Raw genomic sequence first — 15843 nt, 5'->3', positions numbered from 1 at the left:
TGTTCAAAAACTATTATTAAAACAAAAGATATAAAGTTTAAATTTATATCCTATGCTATCCTTACTAACTGCCCAACAGATCCGCGAAGCGGATGCCCATACTATTGCTAACGAGCCTATAAGTTCTGTAAACTTAATGGAGCGTGCATCAAAGGCGTTTGTGGGTTGGTTCATCAATCATTTCCCGGATAAGAATTTAGCTATCAGTGTTTATTGCGGCACAGGCAATAATGGCGGCGATGGTTTGGCCATTGCCCGCATGCTGTATGGCCACAAATACTTTAATATCGATATTAAGATAGCGCGGTTCTCAGAAAAGTCTTCGCCTGATTTTGAAGCTAATCTTGCGCGCATTAAACACATGGGTTTAGACTTCCGCGAGCTTAAACCTGATGGTTTATTCCCTGCCGAAAAAAGTGAAATTATTATTGATGCACTATTAGGCAGTGGCTTAAATAAGCCTTTAGCGGGAGACTATAAAAGATTAGCCGAATTTATAAACGAAGCTAACAAAACAGTAGTGGCAGTTGATGTGCCGACAGGCTTTTTTACCGATGGCGAAATGGAAAAAGACGCGACCGCTATAAAGGCCGACCTGGTTATCACCTTTCAGCAACCAAAGATCAATTTTTTACTGCCCGAATCTGCACCGCATATTAAATGCTGGGAGGTAGTAAATATTAATTTGGATGAGCAATTTATACAAGGATTGAAGTCGCCTTATCAATTTGTAACGGATAAGGATATTAAAAAATTAGTGAAACCTCGCGGCCATTTCAGCAATAAAGGGACTTACGGACATGCTTTGATCATAGCCGGCCAACGCGAAACGATGGGCGCCGCGCTGTTAAGTTCGGCCGGCAGTGTATATGCCGGTGCCGGGTTAACTACCGCTTGTGTCCCCGAAAGCGGGCTTACGGCTTTAAACTCTTACCTGCCCGAAATTATGGCGATAGTTAGAAAAGGCGATGAACCACCTAAGGTTGAATGGGATAAATTTACCGCCATAGCTATAGGGCCTGGTTTAGGTAAAGATAAAACCACATTAGCTTTGCTGACAGAAGCTTTTGATAATTATAAAAGCCCAATGGTTATTGATGCTGATGCTTTAAACGTATTAGCCGAAAACCCCGCGCTTTGGAAAAAGGTGCCGGCCGGCAGCATATTAACGCCACATATGAAAGAATTTGACCGCCTGTTTGGTAAACATGCAAACTGGTGGCAAAGGCTGCAACGTAGTATTGAAATGGCTAAGAAGCATAATATTTATATCGTTTTAAAAAATGATTATACGTTGGTGGCTACCCCCGGAGGAAAGGTCTGCTTTAATTCTACAAGTAACCCTGCAATGGCAACAGGCGGCATGGGCGATGTGCTGACCGGGATTATCGCTTCGTTGCTAGCTCAAAAATATACATCCGAGGAGGCTTGTATTATTGGCGTATATCTACACGGTAAAGCAGGCGACGAATTAGCGCTATCACATAGAATGAACGTAGTTTTGCCGGGGCAGCTTGCCAAACAATTACCCATAACAATGGCAAAATTACTAGCATAAAAAAAGAGGCCGCAAGTATTATACGGCCTCTTTTTAATTAACTTATTAACTGATCTTATAAAGAACTAATACTTGCTTTGTTTTCTATAAGACGTATGTGGGTATCGATTAGTTACAATGTATAATGTTAAATTTTGTTAAAATTGCCCAATAAGCATCATTTCGTTCATGGTTGGGTTAACGCTGCCGCCTCTCGGTTCGCGGGTTACGGCGAAAGCTTGGGCTAAGGCAATAGGTTTCATCTGCTTCATATCCAGCGTGTCGTTGTCTAATTTATCAAATACGCCCAGGTCAACCGGCTTGCCACCAACTAATGCCCATAACTGGTATTGATGTTCTTTATCATTGACCGGCATATCCAACGATTTTAGGTCAAGCATTACTTTCTTTTTAGCAGGGCTCCAGGCAACTAATACATTGCCTGCAGGCAGGTTTTTGGTTCCTTTTAATCTTAATACTTTATAGCTGGTATCCCTAAAAATGCTTAATTGCTCATCCATGTAACCAACAGTTTTGCTAAAGCGTTGGTTTTGGGTATTCATAGCTACTAATTCCTCTTTTTTCTGTTGCAGTTGGGTGTTTAAACTATATAACGCAATAGTGCTGGCTATTAACAGGGCCACGCTTGCGGCAAAAGCATATTTGTAAAAATTGTTAGTTTGTTGTGCCGGCATAGCTACAACGGTAGCTTCTTCTTTTTTAGATTTAAAAGTACTATCGTCGGCTAAGTTAGTAACCAGGCTGTTTAATATTTTACCGCGTTGATTTTCTGAAGGTTGCATTGCATTGGCTAATGCGTACGATTCCAGCGCCTTTTCCATCTCCTCTAATTCTGCCCCCACAACCGGATGTTTTTGAACCATCACCTCAACCTGCTGTTTTTCTGCCGGAGTGATGTCCCCCAGAACGTAAAGTTCCAAGATCCCTGATTCAATAAATGTTTTTATGTCGTCCACTTCGGCTCTCAATTAAAATTCTTCCTAAGTTCAATTATTGCCATCCGCAAGCGTGTTTTAATGGTGCCAAGCGGTATGCCGAGTTCGTCGGCGGCTTCCACATGGGTGTAACCTTTAAAATATACCAGATCAAGGATGGATTTTTGCTCGGGCTTAAGTTTCTGCACCAGATCCTTTATTCCCAATAACTCAGGCTTGTATACTGTGTTTCTTTGTTCGTCTATGAAAGTTACGTTGTTTTCCAGCTCTTGGTTTTTGTTTTGATTCCTAAAATCCTTCGATCTTAGTTTATCTATTGATAGGTTACGCGCTATGTTTACCATCCAGGTAAACAAGCGGCCCTTGTCGGCACTATAACTTGGAAAGGAGTGCCAGATCTTTACGAAGGTTTCCTGTAAAACATCTTCAGATGTAGCCTCATCAATAACAATGCGCGATATTACACCAAATAGCGATGCCGAATACATATCGTACAACGCTTCAACCGCTATTTTTTCGCGGTTTTTTAGCGCAAGCACCAGCTCTTCTTCTGAAAGGGTTATTTTTTTCTTACTCAAGTTGGTGAAGATATAAAGGAATTATTGGAATTCAAATAAGTGTTTTTCAGCATGATATGATGAACGCACCAGCGGCCCGCTCTCAACATACTTAAAACCCTTATCAAGGCCAATTTGTTTGTAAAAAGCAAATTGATCCGGATGAATCCAATCCACCACCGGGTGATGACTGCGTGTTGGCTGTAAATATTGGCCTAATGTCAATATATGTACACCCGCTGCAAACAGGTCATCCATTGCTTCTAAAACATCTTCTTCTTTCTCGCCCAGTCCCAACATAATACCCGATTTTGTACGTAAACCTGCCGCTGATACCTGCTTTAATGCCTCCAGACTGCGGTCGTATTTTGCCTGTATGCGTACCTCTTTGGTAAGGCGCCTTACCGTTTCCAAATTATGCGATACTACTTCAGGGCGGGTCTCTAATACCCGGGCAAGATTATCCCATTGTCCCCTAAAATCTGGCAGTAAGGTTTCTAAAGTAGTTTCGGGGCTTTCCGTGCGGATAGCATTAATAGTTTCGGCCCAGATAATAGAACCGCCGTCTTTCAGGTCATCACGATCAACCGAGGTTATTACGCAATGCTTAACCTGCATTAACTTAACAGAATTAGCTACGCGATTGGGCTCGTCCATATCAACAGCCAATGGCCTGCCGGTTGCGACAGCGCAAAACGAGCATGAGCGGGTGCAGATATTACCCAATATCATGAAAGTAGCTGTACCTGCGCCCCAGCACTCGCCCATATTAGGGCAATTACCGCTTTCGCAAATGGTATGCAGCTTATGCGTATCAACCAAACCACGCACATGGGCATACTCTTTCCCTACAGGAAGCTTTACCCTAAGCCAATCAGGCTTGCGTTGTTTTTGTTCAACAGGTACTACCGGCAATTCAATCATGAAACAAAAGTAATAATATTTGGTGATTAGAGGTTAGTGATTAGTAATCGAGATTTACTGATAGTCATCAACCTAATCTCTAATTACCGATTAACTAATCTCTAATAAAGTCTCATCCACAGAGATCTCGCCGTGCGATTGGTCAAGTATGCACTCGCCGTCTTTAATTAATAATAATTGGGGTGATTCGTGGTGCACCTGGAATGTTTGTGCCACCTGGCTTGATATATCACGGTGCTGTATCAGGTCTAAAAAATACAAGGGCATTTCTTCGGGAAGGTTCTCCCAGTCTAACTCAAATCGCCTTTTGGCCATCATGCTGATGGAGCAACGGGTGCTGTGTTTAAAAATTAAGCTATAGCCGGGTTGTTGTTTAATATTATTCAGCTGCTCTGCCGACTCTAATTGTATCCACGTCATCATACTGCAAAGATAAGAATGCCAATTGCCTTCTAAGTAATTACAAAGTCAAACAAATAATTGTTTCAAGAAAGCCCGAAAAAAAGATGGATTATCTGCCTCCTTTTGGATAAGAGCTATAAGCAGGACAAATTTTACTTGAGCATGAAGAGATGACGCTACCCAGGGTTAATGCCAGAAGTGCTATATATATTGCTTTTCTCATTTTACTAATATCTATATTATTTCTAATTATACGAAAATTAACCTTTTAAAGTTTTAGCAAGATCGGCCATTTTTATGGCTGTTATCGCTGCTTCGTCGCCCTTGTTGCCATGTTTGCCACCGGCCCTGTCAACAGCCTGTTGCTGATTGTCGGTAGTTAATACACCAAATATAACAGGTTTTGAATACTTTATAGCAACATTACTTAATCCGTTAGCTACTGCGTCGCAAATAAAATCAAAATGCCTCGTTTCTCCCTGTATAACGCAGCCTAAGCAAATTATTGCATCAAACCCGCCATTTTTTAAAAGCAGGTCAGCGCCTGACGTTAGTTCAAAGCTGCCGGGCACCGCGTAGGTATGGATATTGTAAGCAAGGGCACCATGTGCTAAAAGGCTTTTATGGGCACCTTCATATAATGCACCGGTTATCTCGGTGTTCCATTCGGCAACCACAATGCCAAAGCTATATGGCGCAGCCGAGGGGATGGTTATAGCCGAAAAGTCTGATAAGTTTTTAAGCTGAGTTGCCATTTTTGAGTGATTAGAGATAAGTGATCAGAGGTTAGTTACTATCAATTAATTACTAATCTCTAATCACTAACCTCTGGTCTCTAATTTATAATTTTGCTTCTACACGAGCAATGTACTCTTCTATATTTTGAGCTTCAGCGCTGGTTGGGTAGTCTGTTTTGATAGATTTATAAGCGTCGGCGGCAGATTTGTTGTCGTTTTGTGCCTCGTAAACCAAGCCTAATTTCTTTAAGTATAATGGCGATAAAAAGTTGTTGCTTGCTTTATCAACCGCCTTTTTGAAATATGACGCGGCATTGCCGTAATCTTTTAACTCAACGTAAGCATCACCTGTACTGCCAAAAGCTTCAGCTGCAGCCATTGCATCATCGCCACGGTAGTTGTTAAGGTTCTCTATAGCTTTACGGTATTCGCCTTTGTTTAAGTAGGCAACACCTAAGTAAAAACAAGCCAGGTTTGCAGATTTTGTATTGCTGTATTCGGTAACTATTTTTTCAAAGCCAGGATAGCCGGCATCGCCTTTAATGGCTTTGTCCCAATCTTTCTTTGCCCAAAAATCTTGCGCCATGGCCATTTGGTCGGCAGCTTTAGCTTCTCTCGGCGCTAAATATAATTTTTGGTAAAGTACATAAACTAATATCATCGCAACTATAGCCGAAGCTATAAATATTAAGCTTTTTTGATTCTCGCGTGTAAATTTACTTACTTGTGCAAGGTTGTCGTCTTTTACCTGTACAGTAGTAGCTTCGGGTGTTTTTGACATTTCTATTCTAAATTAAAGGTTGCAAAACTACACTTTTTATAAAGTTTTAGCAACAGGTTTTTTTACTAATAAATGACACCGATTTTTTTAATGTGTTATAAGCTTAAAAAGCATTAGGGTAATTGCTAAATTTGGTGCATCCTTATGTATCTTAAACAACTGTCAGTAATTAATTTCAAGAACTATGAAGAAGCCGAACTATCTTTTAGCGAAGGGGTAAACGCTTTTTTGGGTAATAATGGCGCTGGTAAAACTAATTTGCTTGATGCTATCCATTACCTGTCGTTATGCAAAAGTTATTTTAACCCCATTGATAGCCAGCAGATAAAACAAGGCACCGACTTTTTCATCATCACCGGGCAATTTAGCAAGAACGAACAGCAGGAAGCTGTGGCTTGCTCGGTAAAGCGCAATCAAAAAAAACAATTTAAACGCAATAAGAAAGATTATCAGCGCCTGGCCGATCATATTGGTTTACTGCCGCTGGTTATGGTATCGCCATACGATATTAGTATTATTATAGAAGGCAGTGAAGAGCGGCGCAAGTTTATTGATAATGTTATATCGCAAACGGATAACCACTATCTTGATGAACTGATAATATATAATAAGGTATTAACCAATCGCAATGCGCTTTTAAAGCTAATTGCTGATACGGGGCGATATGACCCCAGTTTGCTGGAGGTTTTGGACGAACAGCTGATGGTATCAGGTAACCGCATATTTAATAAGCGCCGTGCCTTTATGGAAACCTTCACTACTATATTTAATAAACACTACCAGTTTTTAAGCGATAATGCCGAGCAGGTGGAGTTTATATATGAGTCGCAATTGCTTAATGACGATTTTGCCACGTTGCTTAAAAAGAGCATGGAGCGCGACCGCGTGCTGGAACGTACCACAATGGGGATACATAAGGATGAGCTGCAGTTTACTATCCACGGCATGCCCATGAAAAAGTTTGGATCGCAGGGGCAGCAAAAATCTTTTTTAATTGCCCTTAAGCTTGCTCAGTATAGTTTTCTTGATCAGCAAAAAGGATTTAAACCCTTGTTGTTGCTTGATGATATTTTTGATAAGCTTGACGATAAACGCGTTACCAAGCTCATGCAAATGGTATCAAATAATGATTTTGGGCAGGTGTTTATTACAGATACCAGCGATGCGCGTGTAAGAAATATTTTTGACGGTATGAATGTACCTATCCGTATATTTAAAGTAATAGAGGGAGCAATAGATGCGTAAAGCTAATGATAAATCGCTTAAAGAGGCGATAGAGCAAATGATGCAGGTTTATAAAATTAAACGCAAGTTTGATGAAACGGGTATTTTAGCGCAATGGCCCCAACTTGTGGGGAAATCGGTAGCCAATCGTACTAAGGAATTATTTATACACGATAAGAAACTTTTTCTACGTATTGAGTCGTCGGTAATAAAAAACGAACTCACAATGATCCGCTCGCAGATAATCGAGAAAATTAATAATGAAGCTAAAAGCGTATTAATTGAAGAGATTATCTTCCTCTAGCCGTGCGCAACGTAGGCTTCTTATAGAAATCATCACGAATAATTGAATAGCCAATTAAAGTAATACCCGGCGTTAAAAACGCAAGTTGTACTTCTGGCGGGTGATGAATAAAAAATAAGGCATGAACCAATACCACTACCGCTATAATAAAAATGTAAAGTAATAATTTGAGTATCGGTTTCATCTTTGTTTTGTTTGATTGCAAATAAGTAAGGCAACTATCGTACCATCCTAACGGCATCATAATGTAAAACTATTAATTAATTAGCTGGATGCAAGCGTAAAACAAAAAAAGTTTCTAAAAATCCGAAAAAATCGAAACTTTTAGAAACCGTTTTTCGTATGGAGAAATTTTTAAACTCTCTCGAAAGCTGAGAAGTAAAAATTTCCTTCAATTTCAGCATTTTCGTCAGAGTCTGACCCGTGAACCGCGTTTGCATCAATTGATTTTGCAAACAGGTTGCGGATAGTTCCCGGCTCTGCTTTAGACGGATCGGTAGCGCCAATCAACTTACGGAAATCTTCGATAGCGTTTTCTTTCTCTAATATAGCTGCCACAATAGGGCCTGATGACATAAAAGAAACCAGGTCATTGTAAAATCCACGCTCTTTGTGTACTGCATAAAATTCGCCTGCTTTTTCGGCGCTTAACGACGTAAGTTTTAAAGCAACTATTTTAAATCCGTTTTTGGTGATCTTATCTAAAATTGCACCGATGTGGCCATTGGCAACAGCATCGGGTTTAATCATTGTAAATGTTCTATTACTTGCCATTTGTGTTTTTATTTGGGGTTTTATCCCGTTTTGGGGCATATGTATGATCCCCATTTTGTAAAATATTGTGCAAAAGTAGGGTTTTGCAACCGAACGCTAAAGCTTTTTTCATTAATTTATGAATGCTTTAATATTTATTTACATAGCTTTGCAACTCTTTTTTAAAAATTGATGTTGGATATTACCGCGCTTAATAATCTTTTAGCAACACCCCAAAAAATAGTTATCACAACCCATCATAAACCTGATGGGGATGCTATGGGTTCGTCATTAGGCTTATATAATTATTTAATACAGCAAGGGCATCATACCACCGTAATTACCCCGACAGATTATCCCGACTTTTTGAGTTGGATGCCGGGTAACCAGGAGGTTATGATCTATACCGATAAAAAAGAAGAAGCAGCCATATTAATTGCTGATGCTGATCTGATTTTTTGCCTCGACTTTAATAACCTGAGCCGCATTAATGACATGGGCGAATTGGTACGCGCGGCAAAAGCCTATAAAATAATGATAGATCATCACCTCGAACCTGAGGATTTTGATGATTACCGCCATTGGGATATAAACGCCTGCGCTGCTGCGCAATTGGTATATAGCTTTATTGTGGACATTCTTAATAACAAAGCGCTTATAAATAAAGATGTAGCTACCTGCCTGTATACCGGTATAATGACAGATTCTGCATCATTCAGGCTGCCTAATACTACATCAACCGTACACAGGGTTGTTGCCGATTTGATTGATGCCGGCGCTCCTAATTCACGCATACATGAGCTGGTATATAATAGCGCGTCCGAAAACCGGCTGCGCTTTTTGGGCCATTGCCTGACTAATTGCCTTGAAGTGCTGCCTGAATTTAATACCGCAGTTATTACCGTTAATAAACAAGATATTGAAAAATACGACGTTAATACCGGCGATACAGAAGGCATAGTTAATTACGCGTTATCAATTGCAAGCATACGGTTAGCTGCCTTTATAGTTGAAAGAGATGATAAGGTAAAACTTTCCTTACGATCAAAGGGCGATTTTCCTGCAAATGAGATTTGTAAATTGTACTTTAGCGGCGGCGGCCACAGAAATGCAGCCGGAGGACAATCTTCGGCAAGCTTGCAAGAGGTTGTAAATCAATTTAAACTAATTTTACCCAAATATAAAAAACTGTTAATTCAATAATAAAAAATGAAAAGAAAACTGATGTGTTTAACGCTTGTCGCTATAGGACTGGCAAGCTGTAATGGTGGATACAAAAAGGGCGATAACGGATTGTTATATAATATATATACAGACAAATCCGGTCCAAAAATTAAAGAAGGTGATTTTGTGTTGGCTAACCTTGTAATTAAAAATGATGCCGACTCCGTGTTATTAAGTACTTATGACCAAGGCCGCCCAAGCCCTATGATCTTGCCTAAACCACAATTTAAAGGTGATATTTTTGACGGCGTAAAATTATTAACCGAAGGCGATAGCGCTTCTATTAAACTTTCTGCTGATACCATATTTAAAAGACAGCCAAAACCACCGGGCTTTAAAGGTAAATTTATTATATACGATGTAAAGATCATTAAAGTAATACCTAAAGGTACCATGACTGATGCTGTTTTTCAGTCGACGATTACAAAGTATATGACAGACCTTACTACGGCTGAAAAAACCCTTGAGCCGGTTAAGATCAAAAATTATATTGCCGACAAGAAATTGAACGTTACAAAAACCGACTCTGGCCTATACTATGTTATAAATAAACCCGGAGCAGGCCCGTTAACTCAAAATGGAGATACAGTAGTTGTAAATTACACAGGCAGTTTGCTTAACGGAAAAGTTTTTGATACCAGTGTTAAAGAAGAGGCAGCAAAAGCTAAGCTTCCTGGTTTGGAGCAACGCCCATATGCACCTATGCGTGTGGCTGTTGGTGCCAAAAGAGTTATACCGGGTATGGATCAAAGCTTCCTGTTGGTAAATAAAGGCACAAAATATACTATCATTGTTCCGTCAAGCCTTGCTTATGGCGCTACAGGTGGCGGCCCTATACCAGGCTATGCAGCAACCAGATTTGATTTGGAAGTTATAGACATTATACACCCTAAAGGAGGAACCGCAGCACCCGCAACTGCTGCAAAAAAATAATATAAATTAACTTTATACAGCCTTCCTTGCTACAAGGAAGGCTTTTTTAATTATGAAAAAATACTTTTTATATATTTTAATTACGGTATTAGCAGTTAAAGCTAACGCGCAGGATGGTTTTAAGCCCAGCGTAAAAGGCACACAGTACAAAATACTTGCAAATAATACCGGCGACAAGATAAAAATAGGCGATGTTATCACTTTCCACGTAACACAGAAAACCGATAAGGACTCGTTACTATCCAGCACCTACCAAACTGGCCGGCCGGCGCAGGCGCAGGTGCAGGCACAGGGCGATTTGATGGATATTTTCCCGTTACTGGCTTTAAATGATAGTGTATTGGTTAAAGTACCAACTGATACCATTTTTAAAGCACAGGAAGATCATCGCCCCCCTTTTTTACCTAAAGGCAGTAACCTGCTTATTTTAATTAAAATAATTAAGGTGCAATCTTTAACCGAAGCTATGGCCGACCGGGACAAGGCTATGGCTGCAGCAAAAGAAGAAGCTGCGAAAATAGAAGCGCAGGAAGCCGTTATTGCTGATAAATATGTTGCAGATCATAAACTGGCGGTAACTACCACTGCATCCGGTTTAAAGTATAAAATTACAAAAATGGGTACTAAACCTAAACCTGCTGTGGGCGATACGGTAGTTGTAAACTATGTTGGGCATACACTTGCAGGTAAAGTGTTTGATAGCAGTATAGAAGCTGTTGCTAAAGCGGGTGGTTTACAGCAGCCGGGCCGTGTTTATGAACCATTAACTTTTGTAATTGGAAGCCAGGGTATAATTGCCGGCTGGCAGGAGGGATTACAGTTGATAAACGAAGGGGGTAAAGCTATGCTTATTATACCGTCAAAGTTAGCTTATGGCCCTGACCCTTCCGGTCCGGATTTGCCGGGTTTTAGCACTTTGGTATTTGATGTTGAATTGGTAAAAGTTAACCGCGTTAAAACAAGTGCGGTAAGCAGTAAACCTGTTGCATCAACAGCCAAGAAACCGGTTGCAAAAAAGGCAGTTGCTAAAAAGCCTGTTGCAACAAAAAAGAAACAATAACTAATAGGAGATATAATAGAGAGCCTTTCGGATAAACCGAAAGGCTTTTTTAATTTTGTAGCATGATACTTACGGATACGCACACCCATTTATACTACCAGGGCGACGATGTTAAACGTGCCGAACTGATACAGCGTTGTATTGATAATGATGTTAAGCGATTGTTTTTACCAAATGTTGATGCAGCCTCCGTGCCGCAGGTTTTTGGTTTGGTTAATCAATATCCCGGTATGTGCTACCCCATGTTAGGAATGCACCCCTGCTCGGTTAAAGAGGGGTGGGAGGAAGAACTGGCCATTATCCGCGCCAGCAAAAAAAACAATACCATATACGCCATTGGCGAAATTGGGATTGACCTGTATTGGGATAAAACCACTTTAGATATACAGATAAAAGCTTTTATAGAGCAAATCAACTGGGCAAAATCATTAAAGCTACCTATTGTTATACACTGCCGCGCGGCTTTTGATGAAGTATTTAAGGTGTTGGAAGAAGAAAATGATGATGACCTGCACGGGATATTCCATTGCTTTACGGGTAATGCGGAACAAGCACAACGTGCCATTGATCTGGGTTTTTATTTAGGCATAGGCGGTGTAGTGACTTATAAAAACGCCGGGCTGGACAAAATTTTACCCCAATTTGATTTAAGCCATATCGTTTTAGAAACAGATTCTCCGTATCTTGCCCCCGTTCCACATAGAGGAAAACCTAACGAAAGTTCGTATTTGATTTATATCGCACAAAAAGTAGCCGAACTGTATCAAACAGATGTAGCTACCGTGGCCGATATAACCACAGCGAACTCGAAGAAAATTTTCGGTGTATAAACCAGTTTAATATTAGCAGCAATATCCAATTAATGAGCCAAATACTTATCATCTACACAGGCGGTACAATTGGTATGATGAGCGACCCGGTAACCAAGGTGCTTAAACCCATTAACTTTGAACAGATAATGGATAATGTGCCCGAACTGGAGAAGCTTAATTGTAAAATTAAAGTCCATTCGTTCGAAGAGATCATCGACTCATCAAACATGAACCCCGGGATCTGGAGCGAGCTGGCTGGTTTAATTGAATCTAATTATGATGAGGTTGATGGTTTTGTGATCCTGCATGGCTCGGACACCATGGCTTACACCGCGTCAGCCTTAAGCTTTATGCTGGAGAACCTGGCTAAACCCGTGATATTTACCGGCTCGCAATTACCAATTAGCGCTATCCGTACAGATGCGAAGGAAAACCTGATGACGGCTATCGAGATCGCTAAATCTAAAAAGAACGACCGTGCGCGCGTCCCCGAAGTTTGTATCTATTTTGATTATAAACTTTTCCGTGGTAACCGCTCGTTTAAATATAACTCATCAAAGTTTGAAGCTTTCCGTTCGCCTAACTGCCCCATACTGGCCGAGTCGGGCGTGCACCTGCGCTTTAGTGCCAATGATATAAGACAACCTGCCGATGCTCCGCTATTGCTGCATAAAAACCTGGTTAACGAAGTAGCCGTATTGAAATTATACCCGGGCATTCATCCTAAGGTGGTTGAAGCTACTTTAAATGCCGATATCCGTGGCGTAGTAATGGAAACCTTTGGCGCGGGCAACACAACAACCGACCAGTGGTTTATAGACCTGCTTAAAGGCGCTATAGACAGCGGCAAAGTTATTCTTGACATATCGCAATGTAAGGTAGGCACGGTTGAGCTTGGCCGTTACGAAACCAGCAAGCAGCTAAAAGATATCGGCGTAGCCAACGGGTATGATATGACCTTTGAGGCGGCCGTAACCAAAATGATGTACCTGCTTGGCCAGTTAGATGACCCTAAAGAAGTGAAACGCTTGTTAGAGGTTGATTTAAGGGGCGAGTTGACCGTATCGTAATTTTAATAGGTGTTCCATTTTGCGAAAGCGGAACACCCGGAACGGTGTGGAACACCCCGGAACACCATAATAGTTAAAATTATTAACTTAAAATCTGGTGACAAAATCATTGACGGTATAGCCCCCTCCATTTTTCATTTTAATGCCTAAAGTCCACGACTGGTTCCAGGTTTAACGTTGTTTGTAACTTTCACAAAAGTTCTCCGTCAAATACCCAAACCTATCCTGATGCAATACTTTGAAGAAATTCTGATAATACTGGTAATGAGCTTCCGGTATATATTTTTTGGCGATGGCTATACCTGAAATTTATTAAGGATTACCGCAAACGGCAAATAGCTACGTGGGGTTCAACCATTTTAACAGCACCGCTTATATACAGAGGGGCTATTTATCTTTTATTATTTTGGATGTTTTATTATCAGGCAGTTGATTTCGAGAAACAAAGGTGGGTTGCGCGTCCTGGAAAACGTTACGAAATGTCTGCCAATATCATCAAAAGCCATATGCTGATAGGGAAGACCAAAGATCAGGTTAAAGCATTATTGGGCAAGGATGATAGTAATAGCAATAATAGCCACAGCAATACCTGGTTTTATTACCTTGGTATAATACCCGGTTTTGCAATTGATCCTGACATGCTTTATATAGAATTTAACAATGGCAAGGTTGCTAAAGTAAGACAGGATCCCGGGTAAACTACTTACCCTCTAAATGCTACCGGCGCCACCGAAGTTTGTTTCTTGAAGAAATTAGAAAAGTGTGCTATATCATCAAACCCCAGCGTGTATGATATTTCAGCGATGTTCCAGTTGGTTTGTTTAAGCAGGATCTTGGCTTCCTGTATAACGCGGTTAGCGATGATCTGCGTGGTAGTACTGCCCGTAACCTCTTTTAATACTTTGTTTAAATGATTAACGTGAACAGCCAGCCGGTCGGCGTAGTCTTTGGCAGCACGCAGCTTTAAGCGTTGATGTTGTGACTCCACCGGGAATTGCCGCTCCAATAGCTCGATAAATAATGACGAGATCCGCTCGGAGGCATTGTGGGCTGGCTCAACGGCCAGCACAGGCTGCAATTTTTGACCGTAGTGAATCAGCTCCAGCACCAGGTTACGCAACAGGTCATATTTATACCGATAATCAGAGGCTATCTCCCGGTGCATCTTTTTAAAGATGTATGCTATCTCCTTAACCTCCTCGGGATTTAATTGAAATATTGGTACCTGTCCCGGTTGAAACAACGGCAGGTCATCCAGATCGACCCCGGCCTTTCCCGGAGCCAGGAAATCAGCCGTAAAAATGCAGAACATCCCGGTTTGATTACCCGTCTCCGGTACCCAGTTATAAGGTATTTTAGGCGTTGCAAAAAGCAGGGCGCTTTCCGGGATATCAATAGTTTTATCCGCGTATTCGGCCCTGCTTTTTCCTCTTATCCAGCTTATTTTATAATACTCCCTGCGGCTGTAGGGCATCTCGCGGGCACCTGTCTTTTTATCAAACAGGGTTTCGGTAACAAACACATTAAAGTGGCCTATCTCTTTTGCAATACCGCTTGGCAGCTGCGCCGAACTTTCTTCGTAAAAGCCTTCTAAAGATGTTTTGCCTATCATATTATTATTTTGATTACACCGATTGATTTTGATTTCACCGGTTTTCTGGTTTGCGCAGATCAATCGATTGAATCTAAACTAAATTAATAAATCACCCTGAATAATCTGCGAAATCAAACCAAAATCTGTGAAATCTTTTTACAATAACATGCCGCCCGATACTTCAATGCGTTGGCCGTTGATCCACCTGGCATCGTCGGTACATAAAAAGGCAACTACACCGCCAATATCTTCCGCTTCGCCCGGGCGACCCAATGCTGTTAGGCTGCTTACCATTTGGTTCATTTGCTCATCATCACGGACACGGCCTCCGCCAAAGTCGGTAGCTATTGCGCCTGGTGCAACTATGTTGGCGCGGATCTTTTTTGATCCCAGTTCTTTTGCCAGGTAGCGGGTAAATACTTCGATAGCGCCTTTCATTGAAGCATAGGCAGATGCGCCCGGCATGCTGAAACGGGCCAAACCTGATGAAATATTAACGATACCACCGCCATCATTCAGGATGGGTAACATTTTTTGTGTCAGGAAGTAAACGCCTTTAAAATGAACATTCATCAACTCATCAAAAGCTTCTTCGGTGGTTTGGTCGATAGGTGAATGGTGACCAAAGCCGGCATTATTGATTAAGAAATCTAAATGATCCGCACCGAATGTATCACTTAAAGCACTTTTTAAATTTTCAACAAACGCACCGAAGCTTTTGATATCGCCGGTGTTGAGTTGCAGCGTCGCGGCTTTTTGCCCAATCTCTTTTATTTGGGTTACTACTTCGTTTGCATCATCAGCTTTATTGTTGTAAGTAAGGATAACACCTATCCCTTTTTCGGCCAGCCTAAGCGCCATGTCTTTACCTAATCCGCGGCTGCCGCCTGTTACTAAAGCTATCTTATTTTTGTTTTCCATCTTTCTTTTAATTTATAACACAAAGATCGCTGCAATGTTGAAGCAGGTGTTTGG

Annotated in this window: 19 protein-coding genes; 9 read left to right on the top strand and 10 right to left on the bottom strand. The window is 41.1% G+C overall.

Features of this window, described 5'->3' with window-relative positions:
* The first annotated feature begins 52 nt into the window (after nt 1-52).
* Nucleotides 53-1558, top strand: coding sequence for an NAD(P)H-hydrate dehydratase (locus ABIB50_RS17585; protein WP_429381755.1), 1506 nt, complete (start codon nt 53-55; stop codon nt 1556-1558).
* Nucleotides 1559-1695: 137 nt separating this feature from the next.
* Here the strand turns inward: ABIB50_RS17585 and ABIB50_RS17580 are convergent, their stop codons facing one another.
* The 6 genes from ABIB50_RS17580 to ABIB50_RS17555 form a co-directional block, all read right to left on the bottom strand.
* Entirely contained in the window at nt 1696-2514 is an 819-nt protein-coding gene (locus ABIB50_RS17580; protein ID WP_429381753.1) for an anti-sigma factor, read from the bottom strand.
* A gap of 8 nt (nt 2515-2522) precedes the next feature.
* Nucleotides 2523-3071, bottom strand: coding sequence for an RNA polymerase sigma factor (locus ABIB50_RS17575; RefSeq protein WP_429381751.1), 549 nt, complete (start codon nt 3069-3071; stop codon nt 2523-2525).
* A 21-nt stretch (nt 3072-3092) separates the two neighbouring features.
* Nucleotides 3093-3974, bottom strand: a complete 882-nt coding sequence (gene lipA, locus ABIB50_RS17570) for a lipoyl synthase (protein WP_429381749.1) — start codon at nt 3972-3974, stop codon at nt 3093-3095.
* A 90-nt stretch (nt 3975-4064) separates the two neighbouring features.
* On the bottom strand, nt 4065-4397 hold the full coding sequence (ytxJ, locus tag ABIB50_RS17565; protein WP_429381747.1) for a bacillithiol system redox-active protein YtxJ: 333 nt from the start codon (nt 4395-4397) through the stop codon (nt 4065-4067).
* Between the two features lie 239 nt (nt 4398-4636).
* Nucleotides 4637-5131, bottom strand: coding sequence for a 6,7-dimethyl-8-ribityllumazine synthase (gene ribH, locus ABIB50_RS17560; RefSeq protein WP_429381745.1), 495 nt, complete (start codon nt 5129-5131; stop codon nt 4637-4639).
* Between the two features lie 85 nt (nt 5132-5216).
* Nucleotides 5217-5894 carry a tetratricopeptide repeat protein gene (locus ABIB50_RS17555; RefSeq protein ID WP_429381743.1) on the bottom strand — a complete coding sequence of 226 codons (678 nt, stop codon included), beginning with the start codon at nt 5892-5894 and terminating at the stop codon, nt 5217-5219.
* A 144-nt stretch (nt 5895-6038) separates the two neighbouring features.
* On the opposite strand from ABIB50_RS17555, the gene recF reads away from it, so the two are divergent.
* Both recF and ABIB50_RS17545 read left to right on the top strand, forming a co-directional pair.
* Entirely contained in the window at nt 6039-7139 is a 1101-nt protein-coding gene (gene recF / locus ABIB50_RS17550; RefSeq protein WP_429381741.1) for a DNA replication/repair protein RecF, read from the top strand.
* Nucleotides 7132-7422: a DUF721 domain-containing protein gene (locus tag ABIB50_RS17545; RefSeq protein ID WP_429381739.1), complete on the top strand. Its 291-nt coding sequence runs from the start codon at nt 7132-7134 to the stop codon at nt 7420-7422. Before recF ends, ABIB50_RS17545 begins: the two co-directional genes overlap by 8 nt.
* Here ABIB50_RS17545 and ABIB50_RS17540 read toward each other — a convergent pair.
* Both ABIB50_RS17540 and ABIB50_RS17535 read right to left on the bottom strand, forming a co-directional pair.
* On the bottom strand, nt 7409-7606 hold the full coding sequence (locus tag ABIB50_RS17540; RefSeq protein ID WP_429381737.1) for a hypothetical protein: 198 nt from the start codon (nt 7604-7606) through the stop codon (nt 7409-7411). The genes ABIB50_RS17545 and ABIB50_RS17540 overlap by 14 nt on opposite strands.
* Before the next feature lie 170 nt (nt 7607-7776).
* A complete protein-coding gene (locus ABIB50_RS17535) occupies nt 7777-8196 on the bottom strand; it encodes a nucleoside-diphosphate kinase (RefSeq protein WP_429381735.1) in 420 nt (139 codons plus the stop codon).
* Between the two features lie 171 nt (nt 8197-8367).
* On the opposite strand from ABIB50_RS17535, the gene ABIB50_RS17530 reads away from it, so the two are divergent.
* From ABIB50_RS17530 to bamE, 6 genes are all read left to right on the top strand, one after another.
* A complete protein-coding gene (locus ABIB50_RS17530; RefSeq protein WP_429381733.1) occupies nt 8368-9378 on the top strand; it encodes a DHH family phosphoesterase in 1011 nt (336 codons plus the stop codon).
* Nucleotides 9379-9384: 6 nt separating this feature from the next.
* Nucleotides 9385-10332 carry an FKBP-type peptidyl-prolyl cis-trans isomerase gene (locus tag ABIB50_RS17525; RefSeq protein ID WP_429381731.1) on the top strand — a complete coding sequence of 316 codons (948 nt, stop codon included), beginning with the start codon at nt 9385-9387 and terminating at the stop codon, nt 10330-10332.
* 52 nt (nt 10333-10384) lie between these two features.
* Nucleotides 10385-11392, top strand: coding sequence for an FKBP-type peptidyl-prolyl cis-trans isomerase (locus tag ABIB50_RS17520; protein WP_429381729.1), 1008 nt, complete (start codon nt 10385-10387; stop codon nt 11390-11392).
* A 62-nt stretch (nt 11393-11454) separates the two neighbouring features.
* Entirely contained in the window at nt 11455-12222 is a 768-nt protein-coding gene (locus tag ABIB50_RS17515; protein WP_429381727.1) for a TatD family hydrolase, read from the top strand.
* Nucleotides 12223-12254: 32 nt separating this feature from the next.
* Nucleotides 12255-13274 carry an asparaginase gene (locus tag ABIB50_RS17510; RefSeq protein ID WP_429381726.1) on the top strand — a complete coding sequence of 340 codons (1020 nt, stop codon included), beginning with the start codon at nt 12255-12257 and terminating at the stop codon, nt 13272-13274.
* A 410-nt stretch (nt 13275-13684) separates the two neighbouring features.
* Nucleotides 13685-13972 (top strand): outer membrane protein assembly factor BamE domain-containing protein, encoded by a 288-nt coding sequence (gene bamE, locus ABIB50_RS17505; RefSeq protein ID WP_429381725.1) that lies wholly within the window; start codon nt 13685-13687, stop codon nt 13970-13972.
* A 5-nt stretch (nt 13973-13977) separates the two neighbouring features.
* Here the strand turns inward: bamE and ABIB50_RS17500 are convergent, their stop codons facing one another.
* Both ABIB50_RS17500 and ABIB50_RS17495 read right to left on the bottom strand, forming a co-directional pair.
* A complete protein-coding gene (locus tag ABIB50_RS17500; RefSeq protein ID WP_429381723.1) occupies nt 13978-14886 on the bottom strand; it encodes a helix-turn-helix domain-containing protein in 909 nt (302 codons plus the stop codon).
* A 138-nt stretch (nt 14887-15024) separates the two neighbouring features.
* Nucleotides 15025-15789 carry an SDR family NAD(P)-dependent oxidoreductase gene (locus tag ABIB50_RS17495; protein WP_429381721.1) on the bottom strand — a complete coding sequence of 255 codons (765 nt, stop codon included), beginning with the start codon at nt 15787-15789 and terminating at the stop codon, nt 15025-15027.
* Nucleotides 15790-15843: the final 54 nt, after the last annotated feature.

It is taken from the genome of Mucilaginibacter sp. UYCu711 (assembly GCF_050433825.1).
GTDB lineage: Bacteria > Bacteroidota > Bacteroidia > Sphingobacteriales > Sphingobacteriaceae > Mucilaginibacter.
The sequence above is the reverse complement of the archived record's forward strand: the minus strand, read 5'-3'. Positions and strand labels throughout refer to the sequence as shown.